The sequence below is a fragment of the Wenzhouxiangella sp. XN201 genome, assembly GCF_011008905.1.
In the GTDB taxonomy this organism is placed as follows: domain Bacteria; phylum Pseudomonadota; class Gammaproteobacteria; order Xanthomonadales; family Wenzhouxiangellaceae; genus Wenzhouxiangella.
This window is the reverse complement of record NZ_JAAIVI010000017.1, coordinates 860,002-876,937: the sequence shown is the minus strand read 5'-3', so window position 1 is coordinate 876,937 and position 16,936 is coordinate 860,002. Positions and strand designations below refer to the sequence as shown.

Below are 16,936 nucleotides of genomic sequence, written 5' to 3'. Positions count from 1 at the left end.
CCACGCTCGAAGGATCTCCCATGCACTTCCTCCTGAGCCTGATCGCCCTGCTGTTACTGATTCCGGCCGCCCTGGCCGGAATCGGCAGCGGCCTCGTCGAAGCCCTGGCCAACCTCGACTGCCTGTCCACCGCCCTGCCCCACGCCAGCGCCTTGCTGGCGGAGATGGCGCCGATGGCGCCGGGAATCCTTCTGCTGCTCGCCGGAATGGCAACGCTGGGGTTGGCGGGGTGGTTGATCATGCGGGTAGTAAGTGCAGGCTAACGTGATCGTCTGACCCAATCATTTTTTACAAAACGCCGGTGTTCGGTTGGCTGGTTGGCTGGTTGGCTGGTTCGGCAATAGTTTCCGATACCGGCAACCCTTTCGCGGCAAAGCCGCCCCGCAATGCAACCAGTCGCCGAACCAGCAAACTAGCAAACAAGCCAACCAGCTAACAAAGGCACACGCCGCCAGCCCCGACGCTACAATAAGCACTTCCCCAACCGGAAGCCCCCATGCCCTACGAGAACCTCCTTGTCGCCGACCGCGACGCGGTACGGACGATCACCGTCAACCGCCCCGACAAGCTCAATGCGCTCAACCGGCAGACCCTGCTGGAACTCCAGCAGGCCATGATCGAAGCGCACGGTGACGAAGCCGTTCGGGTCATCGTCATTACCGGCAGCGGTGAGAAAGCCTTCGTTGCCGGTGCCGACATCGGCGAAATTCGCCAGCAGAGCGCGATCGAGGCGCGCGCGTTTTCGGCCATGGGGCAGAACCTGATGGCCCTGATCCAGAACTTCGACAAGCCGGTCATCGCCGCGGTCAACGGCTTTGCCCTGGGCGGCGGCATGGAGCTGGCTCTGGGCTGCCATCTCCGAATCGCTTCGAACAATGCCCGGCTCGGCCTGCCCGAAATCAAGCTCGGCATCATGCCCGGCTTCGGCGGCACCCAGCGCCTGCTGCGTCTGGCCGGCACAACCCGTGCGCTCGAGATGGCCCTGACCGGCGAACCGATCACGGCCGAACGCGCCGAAGCGCTGGGTATCGTCAATCGTGTGGTCGAACCGGATGCGCTGGCGGCCAGCGTGAAGGAACTGGCCGATCAACTGGCCCAGGCAGCGCCCGAAGCCGTGCGCGGCATCCTGCAGGCCATCAACCAGGGCGCCGATACCGACATGAACACGGCCCTGGCCCTGGAAACCGCGCGCTTCGCGCTGTGCTGCGCCACCGAGGACATGCAGGAAGGCACCAGCGCCTTTCTCGAAAAACGCAAACCCGAATTTAGAGGGCGTTGAGGCGTTTCTTTACTCCTCACGCAGAGCCGCAGAGTCGCTGAGTGCGCAGAGTAAAGAAGAGATTCAAAAAAGCCGGGGAATGAGCAGAGAGATGCAGTGCGATGATCATCACCGCCCTTTTTCTTTCTTTCTTTCTTTTTCTCTGCGTACTCTGCGGCTCCGCGGCTCTGCGTGAGCCCAACAGCTACTGGAGATAGCCAGACTCTCCCGCATAGTCTTTCTCGCCCGCGGTGATTCGCACGTCGAGGCGGTTCTCCGGTGGCGGCAGCGGGCAGGTGGAGTACTCCGTGAAGGTGCACGGCGGGTTGTAGGCGCGGTTGAAATCGAGCACGGTGCGGTCATTCTCGTCGGGCATGGGCGCGTAAAGCATGCGACCCGCGCCGTAGGTTTCGCGGCCAGTGGTGCGATCGGCGAGGATGAAGAACAGTTCTTCGTCGTCCTCATCAGCCACCGCCTCAAGCCGGTAGGTTTCGCCTTCGTGCTCGAACACCGCGGCGCCCAGATTAGGCTCCTGGAGGACGTCACCGAGCACGCTGCCGATCGCTATGGTGGTGCCCGGCGGGTGGTACTCGAAGCGCGCCTCCACCCGCCAGTCCGGGTTGAAGGGGAAATAGTCCAGGCCCTTGAATTCGGTCAGCGTTTCGGCGCGCGGCCAACGCGTACGCACCGCCAGGCGGCCATTGCGCTCGATGATCTGGAAACGTACGTCCTCGGCTTGCACCCAGACCGGCTCGTCGCGGCCAGGCTGGACCAACAGACCCGGGACGCCGGGGCGACCATCGACGCTGACCGCATCGCTGGACGGCTCGAAGCGGGCGCGCGTTCCGTCGATGACCAGCACACCCCAGTCTTCCGGACCGGCCGGCATGACGAGATCCGAAGCATCGTCGGTGCCGATCTGCCAGCGACCATCGCCGACGAAATCGAGCCCGACCAGGCTGAGCCATCCGTAAGCTTCGGTCAGGCGATCGTAGCGACGCTGCCGCCAGTCCATCGTCTCGGCCCGCCACTGCTGCTCGGCGGACGCCGACGCTTCACTTGCCGGCCGCTCGGAATCGATTGCGCAACCTGCGAGCAGCAAGCTGCCCGCCAGCATGGTGAGCGCGCCGGAAACCACTCTGTCAAACCTGTTCATCGGCATGAAAGCAGCACCTCATACATTTCGATCATTTGAATTTTGGTCATTTGAATTTGTTTGGTACTTGGTGCTTGGAATTTCGAATTTGAAGTTTTCAGGTTCGTCCGTAGACGTCTTCCAACCGCTCGATATCGTCCTCGCCGAAATACGTTCCGGTCTGCACTTCGATGATATGCACATCATCACTGCCGGGGTTCTCCAGGCGATGAAGATTGCCGACCGGGATCTCCACGGTTTCGTTGGCGCCGTAGATCCGCTCGTCATCGCCGACACGCACCTTCGCCTGGCCGGAGACCACCGTCCAGTGCTCACTGCGGTGCTGATGGCGCTGCAGCGACAGTACACCACCGGGCCTGACCACAAGGCGCTTGACCTTGCAGTCCTCGGCGTCCTCCAGCACGGTGAAACTGCCCCAGGGACGATGTACGGTCTTGTGAAACACCGCCAGCTCGTCCTGGTTGCGGGTCAATTCCTCGACCACTGCCTTGACCTCCTGGGCACGGTCGCGGCTGGCTACCAGCACGGCATCACCGGTATCGACGATGACCAGGTTGTCCACGCCCACTGCCGCTACCAGCCGCTTGTCGCCCTGCACGAAGGTGTTGCGCGCATCGATCAGAACCGCTTCGCCCTGAACGCGGTTGCCCAGCGCGTCGGTTTCGTAGAGATCGCTGATCGCCTGCCAGGACCCGATATCACTCCAGCCGCAATCCACCGGCACGACGGCCCGGCGCTCGGCCTTTTCCATGACCGCAAAGTCGATCGACTCGGCGCGCACATCGGCGAAGCGCGCGGCATCGAGCTCGATCGGCGCGCTATTCGGGTCGGTTTCGGACCAGGTGTTGCGCACCTGCTCCAGGATGTCGCCGGCGTGGGCCGCCAGCGCAGCCAGGATGGCATCGGCGCGGAAACAGAACATCCCGGCATTCCACAGGAACTCACCGGACTCGTAGTAGCGTCGTGCGGTGTCCTCGTCGGGCTTTTCAACGAAGGCACGAATCTCGCGCCCGTCCATACCGATTTCATCGCCCAGGCGGATATAACCGTAACCGGTTTCGGCATGCGTTGGCGTCACGCCCAGGCAGGTCAACCACCCTTCGGCAGCCAGCGCCTCGGCATGGGCGACCGCCTCGGCAAATGCCGCCTGATCGCGAATCAGGTGATCGGCCGGCATGACCAGCAGGCGCACCTCGGGGCCGTAATGATGCTCCGCCCAGAGCGCGGCTGCGGCAATCGCCGGCGCGGTGTTGCGGCCCTCGGGCTCGAGCAGGAAGCGGTAGTCGGCTTGATCGTCGACCGCTTGATATTCATCGCGGGTCAGAAAATAGTAATCGCGCCCCGTGACCGTCAACGTGACCGGCTGATCGGCCACGGCCAGTGCCCGCCGGATGGTGCTGGCGGCCAGGGTCTGGCCGTCAGCCAGGCGCATGAACGGCTTGGGATGCGCCTTGCGCGATACCGGCCACAGCCGGGTACCGGCGCCGCCGGACATGATTACGGGTATCAGCATTGGGCTTCGCTCCATTGCTCCAGGCACTCGGCCAGCGCCGCATCCCAGTCGGGCAGGCGCTTGCCGGTGAAGTGTTCAAAGCGGCCGCCGTCGAGCACCGACCAGGCCGGACGGCGGGCCTTCTGCGGCCACTGGTCGCTGCCGATCGGCTCGACCTCGACTGCACGCTCGATAATGCCACGCTCAGCGGCCATCTGCACGGCGAGGCACGCCAACTGGTGCCAGCTGACCGCGCCCTGCCCGGTCACATGCATCAGCTGTGGTCGCTCGATCTGGTCGGCCTGGCCGAGCAGCGCTTTGGTGGCACGCGCCAGGGTGCCGGCCCAGGTCGGTGATCCGGTCTGGTCGGCTACGACCTTCAGGTCCTGGCCCTCGCCAGCGCGCTTGAGAATGGCCGAGACGAAATTTCCCGGCAGGGCGCTGTAGACCCAGGCGGTGCGCAACACCAGGGCCCGACAAGCGCTGGCGGCAATCGCCTGCTCGCCGGCGAGCTTGCTGCGGCCATAAGCCGATTCCGGCGCCACCGGATCGTCTTCGCGCCAGGGCCGCCCTGGCTGGCCGCTGAACACATAGTCGGTCGAGTAATGCACCAGCAGGGCCTCGTGGCGACGGCACCATTCGGCCAGCGCGGCCGGCAGATCGTGGTTGAGGCGAAACGCCTGATCCTCGTGATCCTCGGCGTCATCCACCGCCGTCCAGGCGGCGGCATTGACGATGACTTCCGGCTGAATTCGATCAAGAAGCCGGGACGCGGTTTCGATGTCGGAAAGGTCCAGCGCATGATCGGCCTGGCTGCGCGCGCAGGTCGCCATGCCGGCGATCTCGGCGCGCAGGTGCCGGCCGAGCTGGCCGTTGGCACCGAGCAACAGGGTGGTCACGACGGCAGGCGGTCGCGTTCGATCGCGGCCAGGTGCGGTGCGGCCCGGTCCTTGTCCGAAAGCCCGGCCGGCTCAAGCGGCCATTCGACACCGATCTCGGGATCGTTCCAGGCAATCGAGGCATCGAATTCGCCGCGGTAGGGCCGCGTGCACAGATAGTTGAAAGTGGCCGTCTCACTCAGTACCTGGAAACCATGGGCGAAACCTTCAGGGATCCAGAGCTGTTGATGGCTTTCGGCATCCAGCTCAATCGCCGTCCAGCGTCCGAAGCTGGCGGACTCGGGACGGATATCGACGGCCACGTCGAACACGTGCCCGCTGGAAACCCAGACCAGCTTGCCCTGCGGCTCGGGCCACTGGTAGTGCAGGCCGCGCAGCACGCCGCGGCCGGAATGCGAACAGTTCGCCTGCACGAAATCCGCTCCGATACCGTGCTCGCGATAACGCTCGGCCCGCCAGGTTTCGAGGAACCAGCCGCGCTCATCACCGAATACACGCGGCTCGATCAGTTTCACGCCCGGCAGGTCGGTGTCGCTGACCTTCATGACGGATCGCTCGTGCGCGCGATCATGCGCAGGTAGTCGCCGTAGCCGCTTTTGGTCAGGGGCTCGGCCAGGGCCAGGAGCTCCTCGGTGGTGATCCATTCCTGGCGAAAGGCGATCTCTTCCGGACAGGCCACGCGCAGACCCTGGCGCGACTCCAGGGTTTCGATGTAGCTGGCCGCCTGCTGCAGCGATGCGTGCGTACCGGTATCGAGCCAGGCGTAGCCGCGGCCCATGCGCTCGACTGTCAGCTCGCCGGTCTCGAGGTAGCAGCGATTGAGATCAGTGATCTCCAGCTCGCCGCGTTCTGAGGGTTCGAGCCCGGCGGCGAAATCGCAGGCGCGCTCATCGTAGAAATACAGGCCGGTGACGGCGTAATTCGACTTCGGCCGCTCGGGCTTTTCCTCCAGCGACAACACCCGGCCCGCGGCATCGATTTCGGCCACGCCATAGCGCTCCGGATCGCTGACCCAGTAGCCGAATACCGTCGCTCCGCGTTCGCGCTCATGGGCGCGTCGCAGCAGTTCGCGCAAGCCACCGCCGTGGAAGATATTGTCGCCCAGGATCAGGCAGGAGGGATGCCCGTCGACGAAATCGCGGCCGATGATGAAGGCATCTGCCAGCCCGCGCGGCTCATCCTGCACCGCATAGCTCAGCTCGATACCCCACTGGCTGCCGTCCCCGAGCAGGCGCTTGAACAGGGCCTGTTCGTGCGGCGTGGTAATCATCAGTATCTCGCGAATACCCGCCTGCATCATGGTCGACAGCGGATAGTAGACCATCGGCTTGTCGTAGACCGGCAGCAGTTGCTTGCTGATGACCTGCGTCAGGGGATAGAGCCGAGTGCCGGAGCCGCCGGCCAGGATGATGCCTTTTCTGTTCATTCAGTCATTGTCCTGAAAATCTAAAACCTATTTGTCCACAGATGAACACAGATGAAAAACAAAAATATTAATTAACAAGGCGTTTGACCTGTATCCGTGGCTTTCCGAAATTGACAAGCAAACCGGCATCAAGTCCGGTTGCCCTCAAGTAGTTCAACAATTGGGACTGATGCTCGCCTGACAAGTCCTTCACCGCCTTGATCTCGACAATCAGTTGATCTTCCACCAGAAAGTCAGGCTCCACAGACATAAGGTCTTTTTCAAATCTGTGTCCATCTGTGTTCATCTGTGGACAATTATTCTTTTCAATCTTTCAACCGCGACACGCCCAACCGCTCTGAGCGGTAGCGGCCGTCGCGGATGCGTTGCCACCAGTCGCGGTTTTCGAGGTACCAGTCGACGGTCCGGGCCAGGCCTTCGGTGAAGTCGACCGAGGGTTCCCAGCCGAGTTCGTCGCGGATGCGGGTCGCATCGATGGCGTAGCGGCGGTCGTGGCCGGGGCGATCAGTGACGTACTCGATCAGCTCACGCCGGGGTCGCTTGCCGGGTACGCGCTCGTCGAGCAGGTCGCAGAGCAGGTGTACGACATCGAGATTGGCCATCTCGGCATTACCGCCGATGTTGTAGACGCGGCCGGCCTTGCCGGCTTCGAGCACGCGCTCGATGGCCCGACAGTGGTCGGTGACGAACAGCCAGTCGCGGCGCTGCTGGCCGTCGCCGTAGACCGGCAGTTTTTCGCCTTCGAGGGCATTGATCAACATCAGCGGAATCAGCTTTTCGGGAAACTGGAACGGGCCGTAGTTGTTGGAGCAGTTGGTGATCATCACCGGCAGGCCGTAGGTGCGCTGCCAGGCTCGCGCCAAGTGGTCGGCCGCCGCCTTGGAAGCGGCATACGGAGAATTGGGCGCGTACCGATGCGTCTCGGTAAAACCGGGCTCATCCGGGCCGAGCGTGCCATAGACCTCGTCGGTGGAGACATGCACGAAACGAAAGTCACTCGCCCCGCCCTGCCAGTAATTCAGCGCGGCATCAAGCAGGGTCTGGGTGCCGACAACGTTGGTGCGGATGAAAGCGCCCGGGTCATCGATCGAGCGGTCGACGTGGCTTTCGGCGGCGAAATGCACGATCGCCTCGGGCCGGTGCTCGTCGAGCAGGCGCCGCAGCAGTTGCCCGTCGCAGATATCGCCCTCGACCAACAGGTGCCGATCGTCCGGCAGGCCGGCCAGGGACTCGCGATTGCCGGCGTAGGTCAGCAGGTCGAGATTGACCACCCGCGTGTCGGCTTTGCCCAGCATGTGGTGGACGAAATTGGCGCCGATGAATCCAGCCCCGCCGGTAACAAGAATCGTGCTCATTGGTTTACGGCTCGAATGATGAATGGAACCACGGCTCGAATCATGAATGGAACCACGGAAGACACGGAAATCACGGAAGAAATTCGGGCATCACTCCGTCTCCGGGCACGCTCTATGGCCAGGTTGATTGCGCTCGAATTATGTCGGAATAGATTCCGTTCGAGTCTTCCGTGCTTTCCGTGCCTTCCGTGGTTCCCGGATTCGCGATTAACCCAAGACGCGAATCAGAACGGAATATCGTCTTCCAGGCCGCCACTGTTGTCGCTGGGCGGGCCGCTGTCGTTGCCCGACGGGCTATTGTTGTCATACGGCGCGCTGCCGCCACCGCGGCTGTCGAGCATCTGCATTTCGTTGGCGACAATCTCCGTCGTCCAGCGGTCCTGGCCGTCATCGCCCTGCCACTTGCGGGTCTGGATGCGGCCTTCGATGTAGACCTTGGAACCCTTGCGCAGGTACTCGCCGGCGATCTCGCCGAGCTTGCCGAACATCACGACGCGGTGCCACTCGGTGCGCTCCTGCTGTTCGCCGGTCTGCTTGTCGCGCCAGGCTTCGGACGTGGCAATACGGATGTTGGTCACTGCATTGCCGCCGGCGGTATGCCGGGTTTCGGGATCGGCGCCAAGATTGCCGATCAGAATCGCCTTGTTGATACCTCGGGCCATGATGCGGGCCTCTCCTTGCATTGACTGGAAGAATGCGCAGAAGTCTAGCATAGCGCCGCCGGCTGGCCGCCGGGAGAATCCCCCGACACGGTGAAGGAAATCGACCCGTATAATTGTCGGCCATGAACGATTCCACCGCGCATGCGCTGCCGACCGGCCTCGACGAAATCCTGGAACTGACCCGGGCCGATCGTGAGGCGGTCGATCGCCTGATCGTCGACCGGCTGTCCTCGGACGTCGTGCTGGTCAATCAGATCAGCAGTCATATCATCAGCGGCGGCGGCAAACGCATGCGCCCCCTGGTGCACCTGTTGTGTGCCCGGGCCGCCGGCTATGCGGGTGACGATCACGTCAAGCTGGCCGCCATCATCGAGTTCATCCACACCTCGACCCTGCTTCACGACGACGTGGTCGACGAGTCCTCACGCCGACGCGGCCAGGTCACCGCTCACCGCCTGTGGGGCAATGCCGCTTCGGTGCTCGTCGGCGACTTCCTCTACTCGCGCAGTTTCCAGCTGATGGTCGAACTGGACCGCATGGCGATCATGAACATCCTCGCCGACACCACCAATACCATCGCCGAAGGCGAGGTGTTGCAGCTGATGCAGATGGGTAACCCGGACCTGAGCGTCGACGAGTATTTCCAGGTGATCTCCGACAAGACCGCCTGCCTGTTCGCGGCCAGCGCCCGGCTCGGCGGCCTGCTCGGTGGTCTCGACGAGAGTGGCTGCGATCGCCTGGCCGAGTTCGGCCTGTATCTGGGCCAGGCCTTCCAGATCACCGACGATGTGCTCGACTACCGCGATGCCGGCGACGACATCGGCAAGAATGCGGGCGACGACCTGGCCGAGGGCAAGGTGACCCTGCCCCTGATCCTGGCGCTGGAACACGGCGACGACAGCGAACGCGAACTGATTCGCGGGATCATCGAATCGGGTGGAAGCGAACGCCTGGACGAGGTTCGGGCCATCCTGGACCGGACCGATGCACTGGACGAGGCCATGGCACAGGCACGGGGCCTGGCCGCGCGCGCCGACGAGGCCCTGAAGGCCCTGCCCGACTCCCCGGAACGACGGGCCCTGGCCTGGCTGGCCGCCTATGCGGTCGAACGCCGGCTCTGATCACGCCCCGCCGGAGCGCGCCCTCACCGCCGCGGTGAACTGCCGCCCCCGATCCTCGAAATCCTTGTAATGCGGGAAGCTCGGTGCACCCGGCGAGAGCAGCACCACGTCGCCGCGACGGGCCAGCCCGGCGGCGGCCGTGACAGCTTCCTGCATCGAATCGGCTGACCGAATCTCCAGTTCCGGCAAGGCCTGTCGAAAAGCCATACCAATCCCCGGGCCATTGTCCGGCAGCGTAATCAGCGCCCGCAGGGGTTGTTCCCGGCAGCGTTCGATCACGGTCTGCCAGTCGGGACGCCGGTCCAGGCCACCGACGATCAGCACGGCGGCGGCGGGCTCGAGCGCCTCGAGCGCCGCCAACGTGGCATACGGGCTGGTCGAGATCGAATCGTTGATCCAGCGAATGCCGTCGACCTCGCCGATCGGCTGCAGGCGGTGCGGCAGGGCATGAAAGTCTGCCAGCCCGCCGATCAGCTCGTCTGCCGAATGACCGAGCCGGCGCGCGGCCTCGAGTGCCAGCGCCGCGTTGTCGAGATTGTGCCGGCCGATGATCGGCATGGCTTCGCGCCGGCAAAGCACACGATCACCCAGCCTGAGCAGATCCTGGTCACGGTGGATGCAGGGTGGCCGGTTGGCCAGTACGCGACCCGCAAGATGTTCTGTCGCCGCGACCAGGCGCTCGTCGGTCGCGTTGATCAGCAACGGTTCGCCATCGAGGCAGTCGGCCAGGCGCAGCTTGCAGGCCACGTAGTCGGCCTCGCTCCCGTGCCAGTCCAGGTGCTCGGGAAACAGCCGTGTGATCAGGCCCATCGACAAGCGTCCCTGCAGGTCAGCCAACTGATAGCTCGACAGTTCGACCACCGCCACCTCGGCGGCCGTTTCGAGGTGATCGAGCAGCGGTACGCCGATGTTGCCGCCCAGCAGCACTTCGCTTCCGGCATGGCGCAGCAGATGCGCCAGCAGGGCCGAAGTCGTACTCTTGCCCTTGGACCCGGTCACGCCCACGACCGTCATGTCCGCGCCCCGTTCGGCCAGCCAGATCGAGGCCGGGTTGACGATCTCCACACCCGACCGTCTGGCGGCAAGCAGCGCCGGATGCCGGAGCGGAATGCCGGGCGAGCGAATCAGCACATCGAAGGCTTGCAGCTGCTCGTCGAACGGGCCGTGGATGAGCGGCAGGTCGGTACCGGCCTCGCCGGACTCGACCAGCACGGTCAGGTCCGGATCACCGAGCCGTGAACGAAACGCCCGGATCGCGCTCTGGCCGTCACGGCCAAAGCCCAGCACGCCAATGCGGCCTCGTCCCAGGCGTTCAATCGTCGGCGCGGAGCGCATCGGGAATCCTGTGATCGTGACCCGGCCGGCAAAGCTGTTCGACCGAGGGTATGTTCAGTGCATCAAGTTCGGGCGCCAGGCGCGCCACCACGCAGCATGACTTCCACTGCGGATCGACCGCCAGCTCGGCCAGGGCCGCCCTCGCCTCGTCGGCTTCACCGACGCACTCGAAGGGCTTGGCGCCGTCGAGGGCCAACAGCGCGCGGAACCCGTCGAGCTGCGTTTCATCATCGAGCAGGTTACGGCCGAAGATGTCGGCCAGGGCATGCGGCGACATGAACGGCGCCAGGGCCAGAAAGACGAAGTGGCATTTCGGGCAGTGCCCACACCAGCGATCCGTACGCGGTCCGTCGAGATGAAAATTGCGGTTGCACGAGGAAAAGACGCGGTGGTAGCGCTCGAGACCGGCGAACTCGCGACAGACGGCCAGCTCGCGATCGCGGCGCAGCAGCGAAAACACCGCCAGGTCGGGCGTTATGCAGCGCTCGAGCCAGTCGCCGAACAGGGTCTCGAAGGCCAGGGACTTGGAAAACTGGTGATTGACCGCACGCCCCGATTGTTCGATGAGCGTCGCCTCGTCGGCCGAGCGCTCGTTGGCGAAGACGATGCGCTTGAACCCGGCCACAAGCGCAAACACGGTCAGGACCGCCGCATTGATGGCCGTAATGGGCACATGGCCGTTGAAGGCGCCGCAGTGGTTGAGTTCGGCCAGGACCGGGTCGACGCTGCGACGAATCATCAGGTGCCGGCTGCCGGCGGCCTCGGCCACCTGCCCGATCAGCGCCGCCTGGCCGACCTGGACCGTCACGGGCAAATCGCCCAGGGCACGCAGGCGCTCGAGCGCCACCAGGGAGTCCTTGCCGCCGCCCATGGGCAGCAGCGTTCGCTCGGGCAAGGGGCAAGGAACCGCAGCCGGTGCGTTGGGCTCATCGGGGCCCGGCTGGAACAGCGGCCATGCGAACGGATCGAGGCCATTGTGCCAGGCGAATTCCGCCAATCCCTCACGGTAAACGCGGGTGAGCCAGTCGGCTTGCCAGGCCTCGGGGCGGCGGCCGGCAAACTCGATACGATCGGGGCAGCCGGCCTTCCAGTAGCTGACGCCGGCAATCCAGTGCAGCAGGTCCAGGGCTGGCGCCAGCGCGGCTTCGCAAGCCGCTGCTTGCCCTTCGACCGGCAGGCTGAAGCGCTCGACAAGCGCAATCCCGTCGAGCTCGTAGTCGAGTCGGATGGTTCCGGAAACGGGGTCCAGATGGCGGTCGACGAAACGAAAGACGCGACTGTCCTCGCGCCGCCATTTCCCGACCCGCCCAGCCGGCTCAGTCTTCGGCATGGTCCGCTTCCGCTTCGAGCTCATCCAGGTCGAAGCGCGGCCAGGCTCGCAGCACCGCGTTGACCAGGGTCGCCAGCGGAATGGCGAAGAAGATGCCCCAGAAGCCCCAGATGCCGCCAAAGACCAGCACGGCGGTGATGATCGCGACCGGGTGAAGATTGACGACTTCTGAAAACAGGATGGGCACCAGCACATTGCCGTCGAGCGCCTGGATGATGGCGTAGGCGATCAGGACGTACCAGAACGGTGCAGTCGGCCCGAATGCCACCAGCGCCACCAGGGCAACCGGCACGGTCACCACAGCGGCGCCGATGTAGGGAATGATCACCGAGAACCCCACGAGCATCGACAGCAGCATCACGAAGGGCAAGTTCAACAGCGTGAACACTGCGTAGGTGACGACCCAGACGATCAGGATCTCGAGTACCTTGCCGCGCACGTAATTGCCGATCTGGGCGTCGACTTCCTGCCAGACACTGGTCACCAGCGCCCGGTCGCGCGGCATGTATTGGCTGACCCAGGCGATCAGCTGATGCTTGTCCTTGAGGAAGAAAAACACCAACACCGGCATCAGCACCAGAAAGATGAGCAGGTTGACCGCACTCATCACACCGGAAAAAGACACCAGGTTGGCGCCGTAGTTGACCAACTCGGTGCCGAGATTATCGAGCAGGCTGGAAAGCTGATCCTGTGAGATCAGCGCCGTCTCACGCTCGACTTCCTCGGCCACCAACTCCGCGCCATCGGCCGGAACCTGCGCGCTCTCGGACTCTCCCCCGGCCGGGGCCACGAACTGTGGATAGCGTTCGGGCAATGTCGCCACCCATTCCTGGGCCAGTGCAACATAGCTCGGCAGGTCGCGCACGATCGCGGCGATCTGTCGGGTGAGCATCGGCACGAGCCCGAACAGGAGGTAGACGAGCGCCGCCATGAACGCCGTAAACGTACCGATCACGCTGATCAGGCGCGGCAGGCCCAGGCGCTCGAACCGCTGGACACCGCCTTCGAGTAGGTAGGCGATAACGAGGCTGGCCAGCACCGGCGCCAGCATTCGTCCGAACAGGACAACAGCGAGCACGCCGAGCAGCAGGAACAGGGCGAGGATCACCACCTGCGGATCGGAAAAATGCCGTCTGAACCACTCGTTGACGCGCGCGATCATGGATAAATTATACGGGCTTGGGCGCCTCTGGATTCAGAAGCCCCGCCCGGTGGCCTCCCCCGCAAGAAGGTCACCGGGCGCCGTATCGGTCAGGAGTGTTGTAGCAGCGGGGATAAATCGATTGTTTCGCCGGGCAGTCAGAAAGCAAGGCTGAACATGGCCTGGACCTCGAGTTCCTGATCCAGTTTGTCGGACACTACGCCCAGGAGATTGCCGCCAAAGGCGAACTCGGGCGGCGCATAGGCTGCGTTGAAATGCAGTCGGCTGCTGCTTCCCACGCTCTTCGACACACCCGCCAACAGCGCATTGCTGGCCAGTTCGGGATCGAGCGCGGAGGCCAGGGTCGATGCGGTCGGCTTGGGCTGGGTGCGCGTGCGATAGTCGAAGAACAGTTCGACATCATCGGCGGCCTGCCAGCGCCAGCCCATGCTGTAGACGGTCAGGTCGTTCCAGGCAAAGTGCGGACTGTTGCGGTCGCCGAGCAGCGCCGTGAAGCGTGCCGGCAACGAGCGGCTCGGGAAGGCGCCGATATCGCTGTAGAAGATCTGCGAGACACCCAGATTCAGCCAGGAACGGCTGGTGGTGTGAAACTCCAGGCCGACCTGGGCACGCGGCGGAATGTCGAGTTCTGCACTGGCGCCGTGAATACCGCGCATGCTGGCGAACTCGTCCATGTTGATGCGCGACTGAAAGGCCGCCTCAAGCCGCACACCCGCAGTCAGTTCGCTGCTGAGCGCGAAACGCAGGCCGGTGCCATGCGACACCTCGGTACGCCCCCGATCGAACCAGAGGTACGGATCGGAGACATTCACCAGCCGGTCAGCGGTATCCAGGTTCATGTCGGCCACGCCGTAACGCTGGCTGGCAAGCACCGCACTGACGGTCAGGGCACTGTTGTCCGAGACGCGATGCGTCAGCCCCGGCATGACCAGCGACTGCTCGAATCGACGGGTATCGCGCAGGACCCGCCCAAGCGAGTCATCGAGCAGCAGGCCGACACGAGACTGTCGGAAAGACAGCGACAGTGGCACCGAGTCGCGCGAGCGGATCAACGGCAGGGCAAAATCCGGCAGGATATCGGCATCGTCGAATTGCAGCCAGCTCACGCGCGGCAGTTCGCGTGGCACCAGCCGTTCCAGCTCCGGCGTCATCTCCTGCAGCAGGTATTGCTCCCAGGGTCCGAGCTCGAATCCGGCCATATACCAGGCCAGCCCCGCGTACGGCGTCATGTGCAGCGAGCCCGGCAGGTGAGTCCTGGCCTGGGCAGGCTGCCCGACGCAGAAAGCGAGGGCAATGATGGCAGAGGCAACGAGGCGTCGAGTCACGATTCCGGCACGCTGGCAATGGATTCGGGGCAAGTGTACCCCCTCCCATGACAAAAATACAACGCCCGGGCCACTCAAGTGGTCGAACGGCGCCAAAGCCCTGTTATAGTTGGCCCTTCAGAGATCCTGCACTGTTGCACATGAACAACAACTCTCCCTTCTGCGCGCTCACCATCGCCGGTTCGGACTCCTGCGGGGGCGCCGGAATTCAGGCCGATCTCAAGACCTTCAGCGCCTGGCAGGTCGAGGGCGCGAGCGTGCTCACGGCCGTGACCGCTCAGAACACCCTGGGTGTAGACGCCGTGGAAATCTTTTCCGCCGACTTCGTCGCCCGGCAGCTCGACGCCGTGCTCGCCGACCTGCCCGTGCGAGCCGCCAAGACCGGCATGCTGGCCAATGCCGCCATCGTCGAAGCGCTCGCGCGGAGCTGGTCCGACGCGGGTCGGCCGCTGCTGGTTCTCGATCCGGTCATGGTCGCCACCAGCGGCGCGCGGCTGCTCGACTCCGATGCCGAGCGCGTGATGATCGAGCGCCTGCTGCCCCTGGCCGCACTGGTTACGCCCAACCTGCCCGAAGCGGCCGTCCTGACCGGATTGCCCGCGGACACACCCGCCGAGCACCTGGCCGACGCCCTGCTCGAACTCGGGTGCCGGGCCGTGCTGCTCAAGGGCGGTCACGCCCGGTCCGGCGAAATCGAAGACTGGTTCGTGACAGCAGACACGCGGGAGCGACTGCGACACCAGCGCGTCGAAGGCAAGGTGCATGGCACGGGCTGCACCCTGTCGGCGGCGATCACTGCAGGCCTGGCCCGCGGTGAGGAACTGTCCGCAGTGGTGCCGAAAGCGGTCGAGTGGCTACAGACCCTGATTGGCAGGCGCTGGATGCCGATCCGCGGCGACCTCGGCCTGTTGCCCTTCGCCGACCGCCAGCTCGATCCGGGCGTCTAAAGACGTTCGCAGATTGCGTCGGCAAACCCTTCGGTCGTGCCGCTGCCGCCGAGATCAGGCGTGGTGCGGTCGCCGGCTTCGATCACCTCGGCTATGGCCTTGCGTAGACGCGCAGCCCGTTCGTTGTCACCCATGTGCTCGAGCATCTGGGCCGCGCCGAGCATCAGCGCGCAGGGGTTGGCGATCCCCTTGCCGGCGATATCAGGCGCCGAACCGTGGACTGCCTCGAACATTGCCGCGTTGTCGCCGATATTGGCGCCCGGCGCCAGCCCCAGGCCACCGACCAGCCCCGCGCAGAGATCCGAAATGATGTCGCCGAACAGGTTGGTGGTCACGATCACGTCAAACTGTTCGGGGCGAATGACCAACTGCATGCAGGCATTGTCGACAATCAGGTCGTTGCTCTCGATATCGTCGTATTCCTCGGCCACCTCGTGGGCCACGCGCAGGAACAGGCCGGTGACATCCTTGAGGATGTTGGCCTTGTGCACGACGGTGACTTTCTTGCGGCCGGCGCGGCGGGCCAACTCGAAGGCAAAGCGTACAACCCGTTCGCAACCCTTGCGGGTAGCCACCATCTTGGACTCGGCACGGCTGTCGTCCGGTGCCGTCCAGGCACCTTCGCCGAGATAGGCCCCCTCGGTATTCTCACGCACGGTGATGAGATCGACGTTGTCATAGCGCGAACTCGAACCCTTGAAGCTGATCGCAGGACGGACATTCGCATACAGGTCGAAATGCTTGCGCAAGGCGACGTTAAGCGACTTGAAGCCGCCACCGACCGGCGTGGTCAGCGGCGCCTTGAGGGCGATGCGGTTGGCTTCGATCGATTCCAGCGTGGCCTGCGGCAACAGTTCTCCCGTCTCCTCCTGGGCGGCCATTCCGGCAAGCTGAAAGTCGTAGCTCAGACCAGCACCGATCGTGTCGAGCACGCGGAGGGTGGCGTCCATGATTTCGGGGCCGATGCCGTCGCCCCTTATGACGGTGATTTGCTGCGTCACGCTGCTCTTCCTGTTGTGATCATGCGTTTGCACTCAAGCCGGTCATTATAAATCCTATCCCGGCCCGGCATCGCACTCGCAACCGTCAGGCCTGCAGCACCTGATCGTTTAATTCATTCGAATCTCGGTCATTCGAATTTGTTTGATACTTGATGCCTGGAATTTGAAATTTTTACCTAAAGACCGAGCATCCGATCCAGGGCGCCTTCCTGGTCGAGCGCATCGAGATCGTCGAAGCCACCGAGGTGCTCATCGCCGATGAAGATCTGCGGTACCGAGCGCTGGCCGCTGCGTTCGATCATTTCTTCCCGCTTGTCAGGATCGGCATCAACCGCAATTTCCGTCCACGTCACACCCTTGTCGCGCAACAGATTGCGGGCGGCCGTGCAGAACGGACAGGTGGCAGTGGCGTATATCAAAACAGCGCTCTGGGGCATATTCAGGTCTCTTCCATCACTCCGGCAGCA

General features: G+C 63.9%; 18 protein-coding genes. 4 read left to right on the top strand and 14 right to left on the bottom strand.

Annotation, left to right across the window (positions count from 1 at the left end; all coding sequences use genetic code 11):
• Positions 1–20: 20 nt before the first annotated feature.
• Positions 21–263 carry a hypothetical protein gene (locus G4Y73_RS04400; protein WP_164229841.1) on the top strand — a complete coding sequence of 81 codons (243 nt, stop codon included), beginning with the start codon at positions 21–23 and terminating at the stop codon, positions 261–263.
• Positions 264–496: 233 nt separating this feature from the next.
• Positions 497–1,279, top strand: coding sequence for an enoyl-CoA hydratase-related protein (locus tag G4Y73_RS04395; RefSeq protein ID WP_164229838.1), 783 nt, complete (start codon positions 497–499; stop codon positions 1,277–1,279).
• Positions 1,280–1,463: 184 nt separating this feature from the next.
• On the opposite strand, the gene G4Y73_RS04390 is transcribed toward G4Y73_RS04395, so the two are convergent.
• From G4Y73_RS04390 to ssb, 8 genes are all read right to left on the bottom strand, one after another.
• The gene (locus tag G4Y73_RS04390) at positions 1,464–2,414 is read right to left on the bottom strand and encodes a DUF1684 domain-containing protein (protein ID WP_164229835.1); all 951 of its coding nucleotides are present in this window, start codon (positions 2,412–2,414) and stop codon (positions 1,464–1,466) included.
• 97 nt (positions 2,415–2,511) lie between these two features.
• The gene (locus G4Y73_RS04385; protein WP_164229831.1) at positions 2,512–3,927 is read right to left on the bottom strand and encodes a mannose-1-phosphate guanylyltransferase/mannose-6-phosphate isomerase; all 1,416 of its coding nucleotides are present in this window, start codon (positions 3,925–3,927) and stop codon (positions 2,512–2,514) included.
• Complete coding sequence (gene rfbD, locus G4Y73_RS04380) at positions 3,921–4,805, bottom strand: dTDP-4-dehydrorhamnose reductase (protein ID WP_164229828.1); 885 nt, start codon at positions 4,803–4,805, stop codon at positions 3,921–3,923. Before rfbD ends, G4Y73_RS04385 begins: the two co-directional genes overlap by 7 nt.
• On the bottom strand, positions 4,802–5,350 hold the full coding sequence (gene rfbC / locus G4Y73_RS04375; protein WP_164229825.1) for a dTDP-4-dehydrorhamnose 3,5-epimerase: 549 nt from the start codon (positions 5,348–5,350) through the stop codon (positions 4,802–4,804). Before rfbC ends, rfbD begins: the two co-directional genes overlap by 4 nt.
• Positions 5,347–6,231 carry a glucose-1-phosphate thymidylyltransferase RfbA gene (gene rfbA, locus G4Y73_RS04370; protein ID WP_164229822.1) on the bottom strand — a complete coding sequence of 295 codons (885 nt, stop codon included), beginning with the start codon at positions 6,229–6,231 and terminating at the stop codon, positions 5,347–5,349. The genes rfbC and rfbA overlap by 4 nt, the downstream gene beginning before the upstream one ends.
• A 67-nt stretch (positions 6,232–6,298) precedes the next feature.
• The gene (locus G4Y73_RS04365) at positions 6,299–6,481 is read right to left on the bottom strand and encodes a GxxExxY protein (protein WP_240451198.1); all 183 of its coding nucleotides are present in this window, start codon (positions 6,479–6,481) and stop codon (positions 6,299–6,301) included.
• A gap of 55 nt (positions 6,482–6,536) precedes the next feature.
• Positions 6,537–7,586 carry a dTDP-glucose 4,6-dehydratase gene (gene rfbB / locus G4Y73_RS04360; protein WP_164229815.1) on the bottom strand — a complete coding sequence of 350 codons (1,050 nt, stop codon included), beginning with the start codon at positions 7,584–7,586 and terminating at the stop codon, positions 6,537–6,539.
• 224 nt (positions 7,587–7,810) lie between these two features.
• Complete coding sequence (ssb, locus tag G4Y73_RS04355; RefSeq protein ID WP_205596473.1) at positions 7,811–8,248, bottom strand: single-stranded DNA-binding protein; 438 nt, start codon at positions 8,246–8,248, stop codon at positions 7,811–7,813.
• Positions 8,249–8,370: 122 nt separating this feature from the next.
• Here ssb and G4Y73_RS04350 point away from each other — a divergent pair, with 122 nt between their 5' ends.
• Positions 8,371–9,369, top strand: coding sequence for a polyprenyl synthetase family protein (locus G4Y73_RS04350; protein ID WP_164229811.1), 999 nt, complete (start codon positions 8,371–8,373; stop codon positions 9,367–9,369).
• Here the strand turns inward: G4Y73_RS04350 and murD are convergent, their stop codons facing one another.
• From murD to G4Y73_RS04330, 4 genes are all read right to left on the bottom strand, one after another.
• On the bottom strand, positions 9,370–10,704 hold the full coding sequence (gene murD / locus G4Y73_RS04345; RefSeq protein ID WP_164229808.1) for a UDP-N-acetylmuramoyl-L-alanine--D-glutamate ligase: 1,335 nt from the start codon (positions 10,702–10,704) through the stop codon (positions 9,370–9,372).
• Positions 10,682–12,034, bottom strand: coding sequence for an endonuclease domain-containing protein (locus G4Y73_RS04340; protein WP_164229805.1), 1,353 nt, complete (start codon positions 12,032–12,034; stop codon positions 10,682–10,684). The genes murD and G4Y73_RS04340 overlap by 23 nt, the downstream gene beginning before the upstream one ends.
• A complete protein-coding gene (locus tag G4Y73_RS04335) occupies positions 12,021–13,196 on the bottom strand; it encodes an AI-2E family transporter (protein WP_164229803.1) in 1,176 nt (391 codons plus the stop codon). Before G4Y73_RS04335 ends, G4Y73_RS04340 begins: the two co-directional genes overlap by 14 nt.
• Before the next feature lie 137 nt (positions 13,197–13,333).
• Entirely contained in the window at positions 13,334–14,521 is a 1,188-nt protein-coding gene (locus G4Y73_RS04330) for a hypothetical protein (protein WP_164229801.1), read from the bottom strand.
• Between the two features lie 140 nt (positions 14,522–14,661).
• Between G4Y73_RS04330 and thiD the strand changes: the two genes are divergently transcribed.
• A complete protein-coding gene (gene thiD, locus G4Y73_RS04325; protein ID WP_164229799.1) occupies positions 14,662–15,468 on the top strand; it encodes a bifunctional hydroxymethylpyrimidine kinase/phosphomethylpyrimidine kinase in 807 nt (268 codons plus the stop codon).
• Here thiD and G4Y73_RS04320 read toward each other — a convergent pair.
• Positions 15,465–16,469 carry an isocitrate dehydrogenase gene (locus tag G4Y73_RS04320; RefSeq protein ID WP_164229797.1) on the bottom strand — a complete coding sequence of 335 codons (1,005 nt, stop codon included), beginning with the start codon at positions 16,467–16,469 and terminating at the stop codon, positions 15,465–15,467. The genes thiD and G4Y73_RS04320 overlap by 4 nt on opposite strands.
• 176 nt (positions 16,470–16,645) lie before the next feature.
• Positions 16,646–16,906 carry a glutaredoxin 3 gene (gene grxC / locus G4Y73_RS04315; RefSeq protein WP_164229794.1) on the bottom strand — a complete coding sequence of 87 codons (261 nt, stop codon included), beginning with the start codon at positions 16,904–16,906 and terminating at the stop codon, positions 16,646–16,648.
• Between the last annotated feature and the right edge of the window lie 30 nt (positions 16,907–16,936).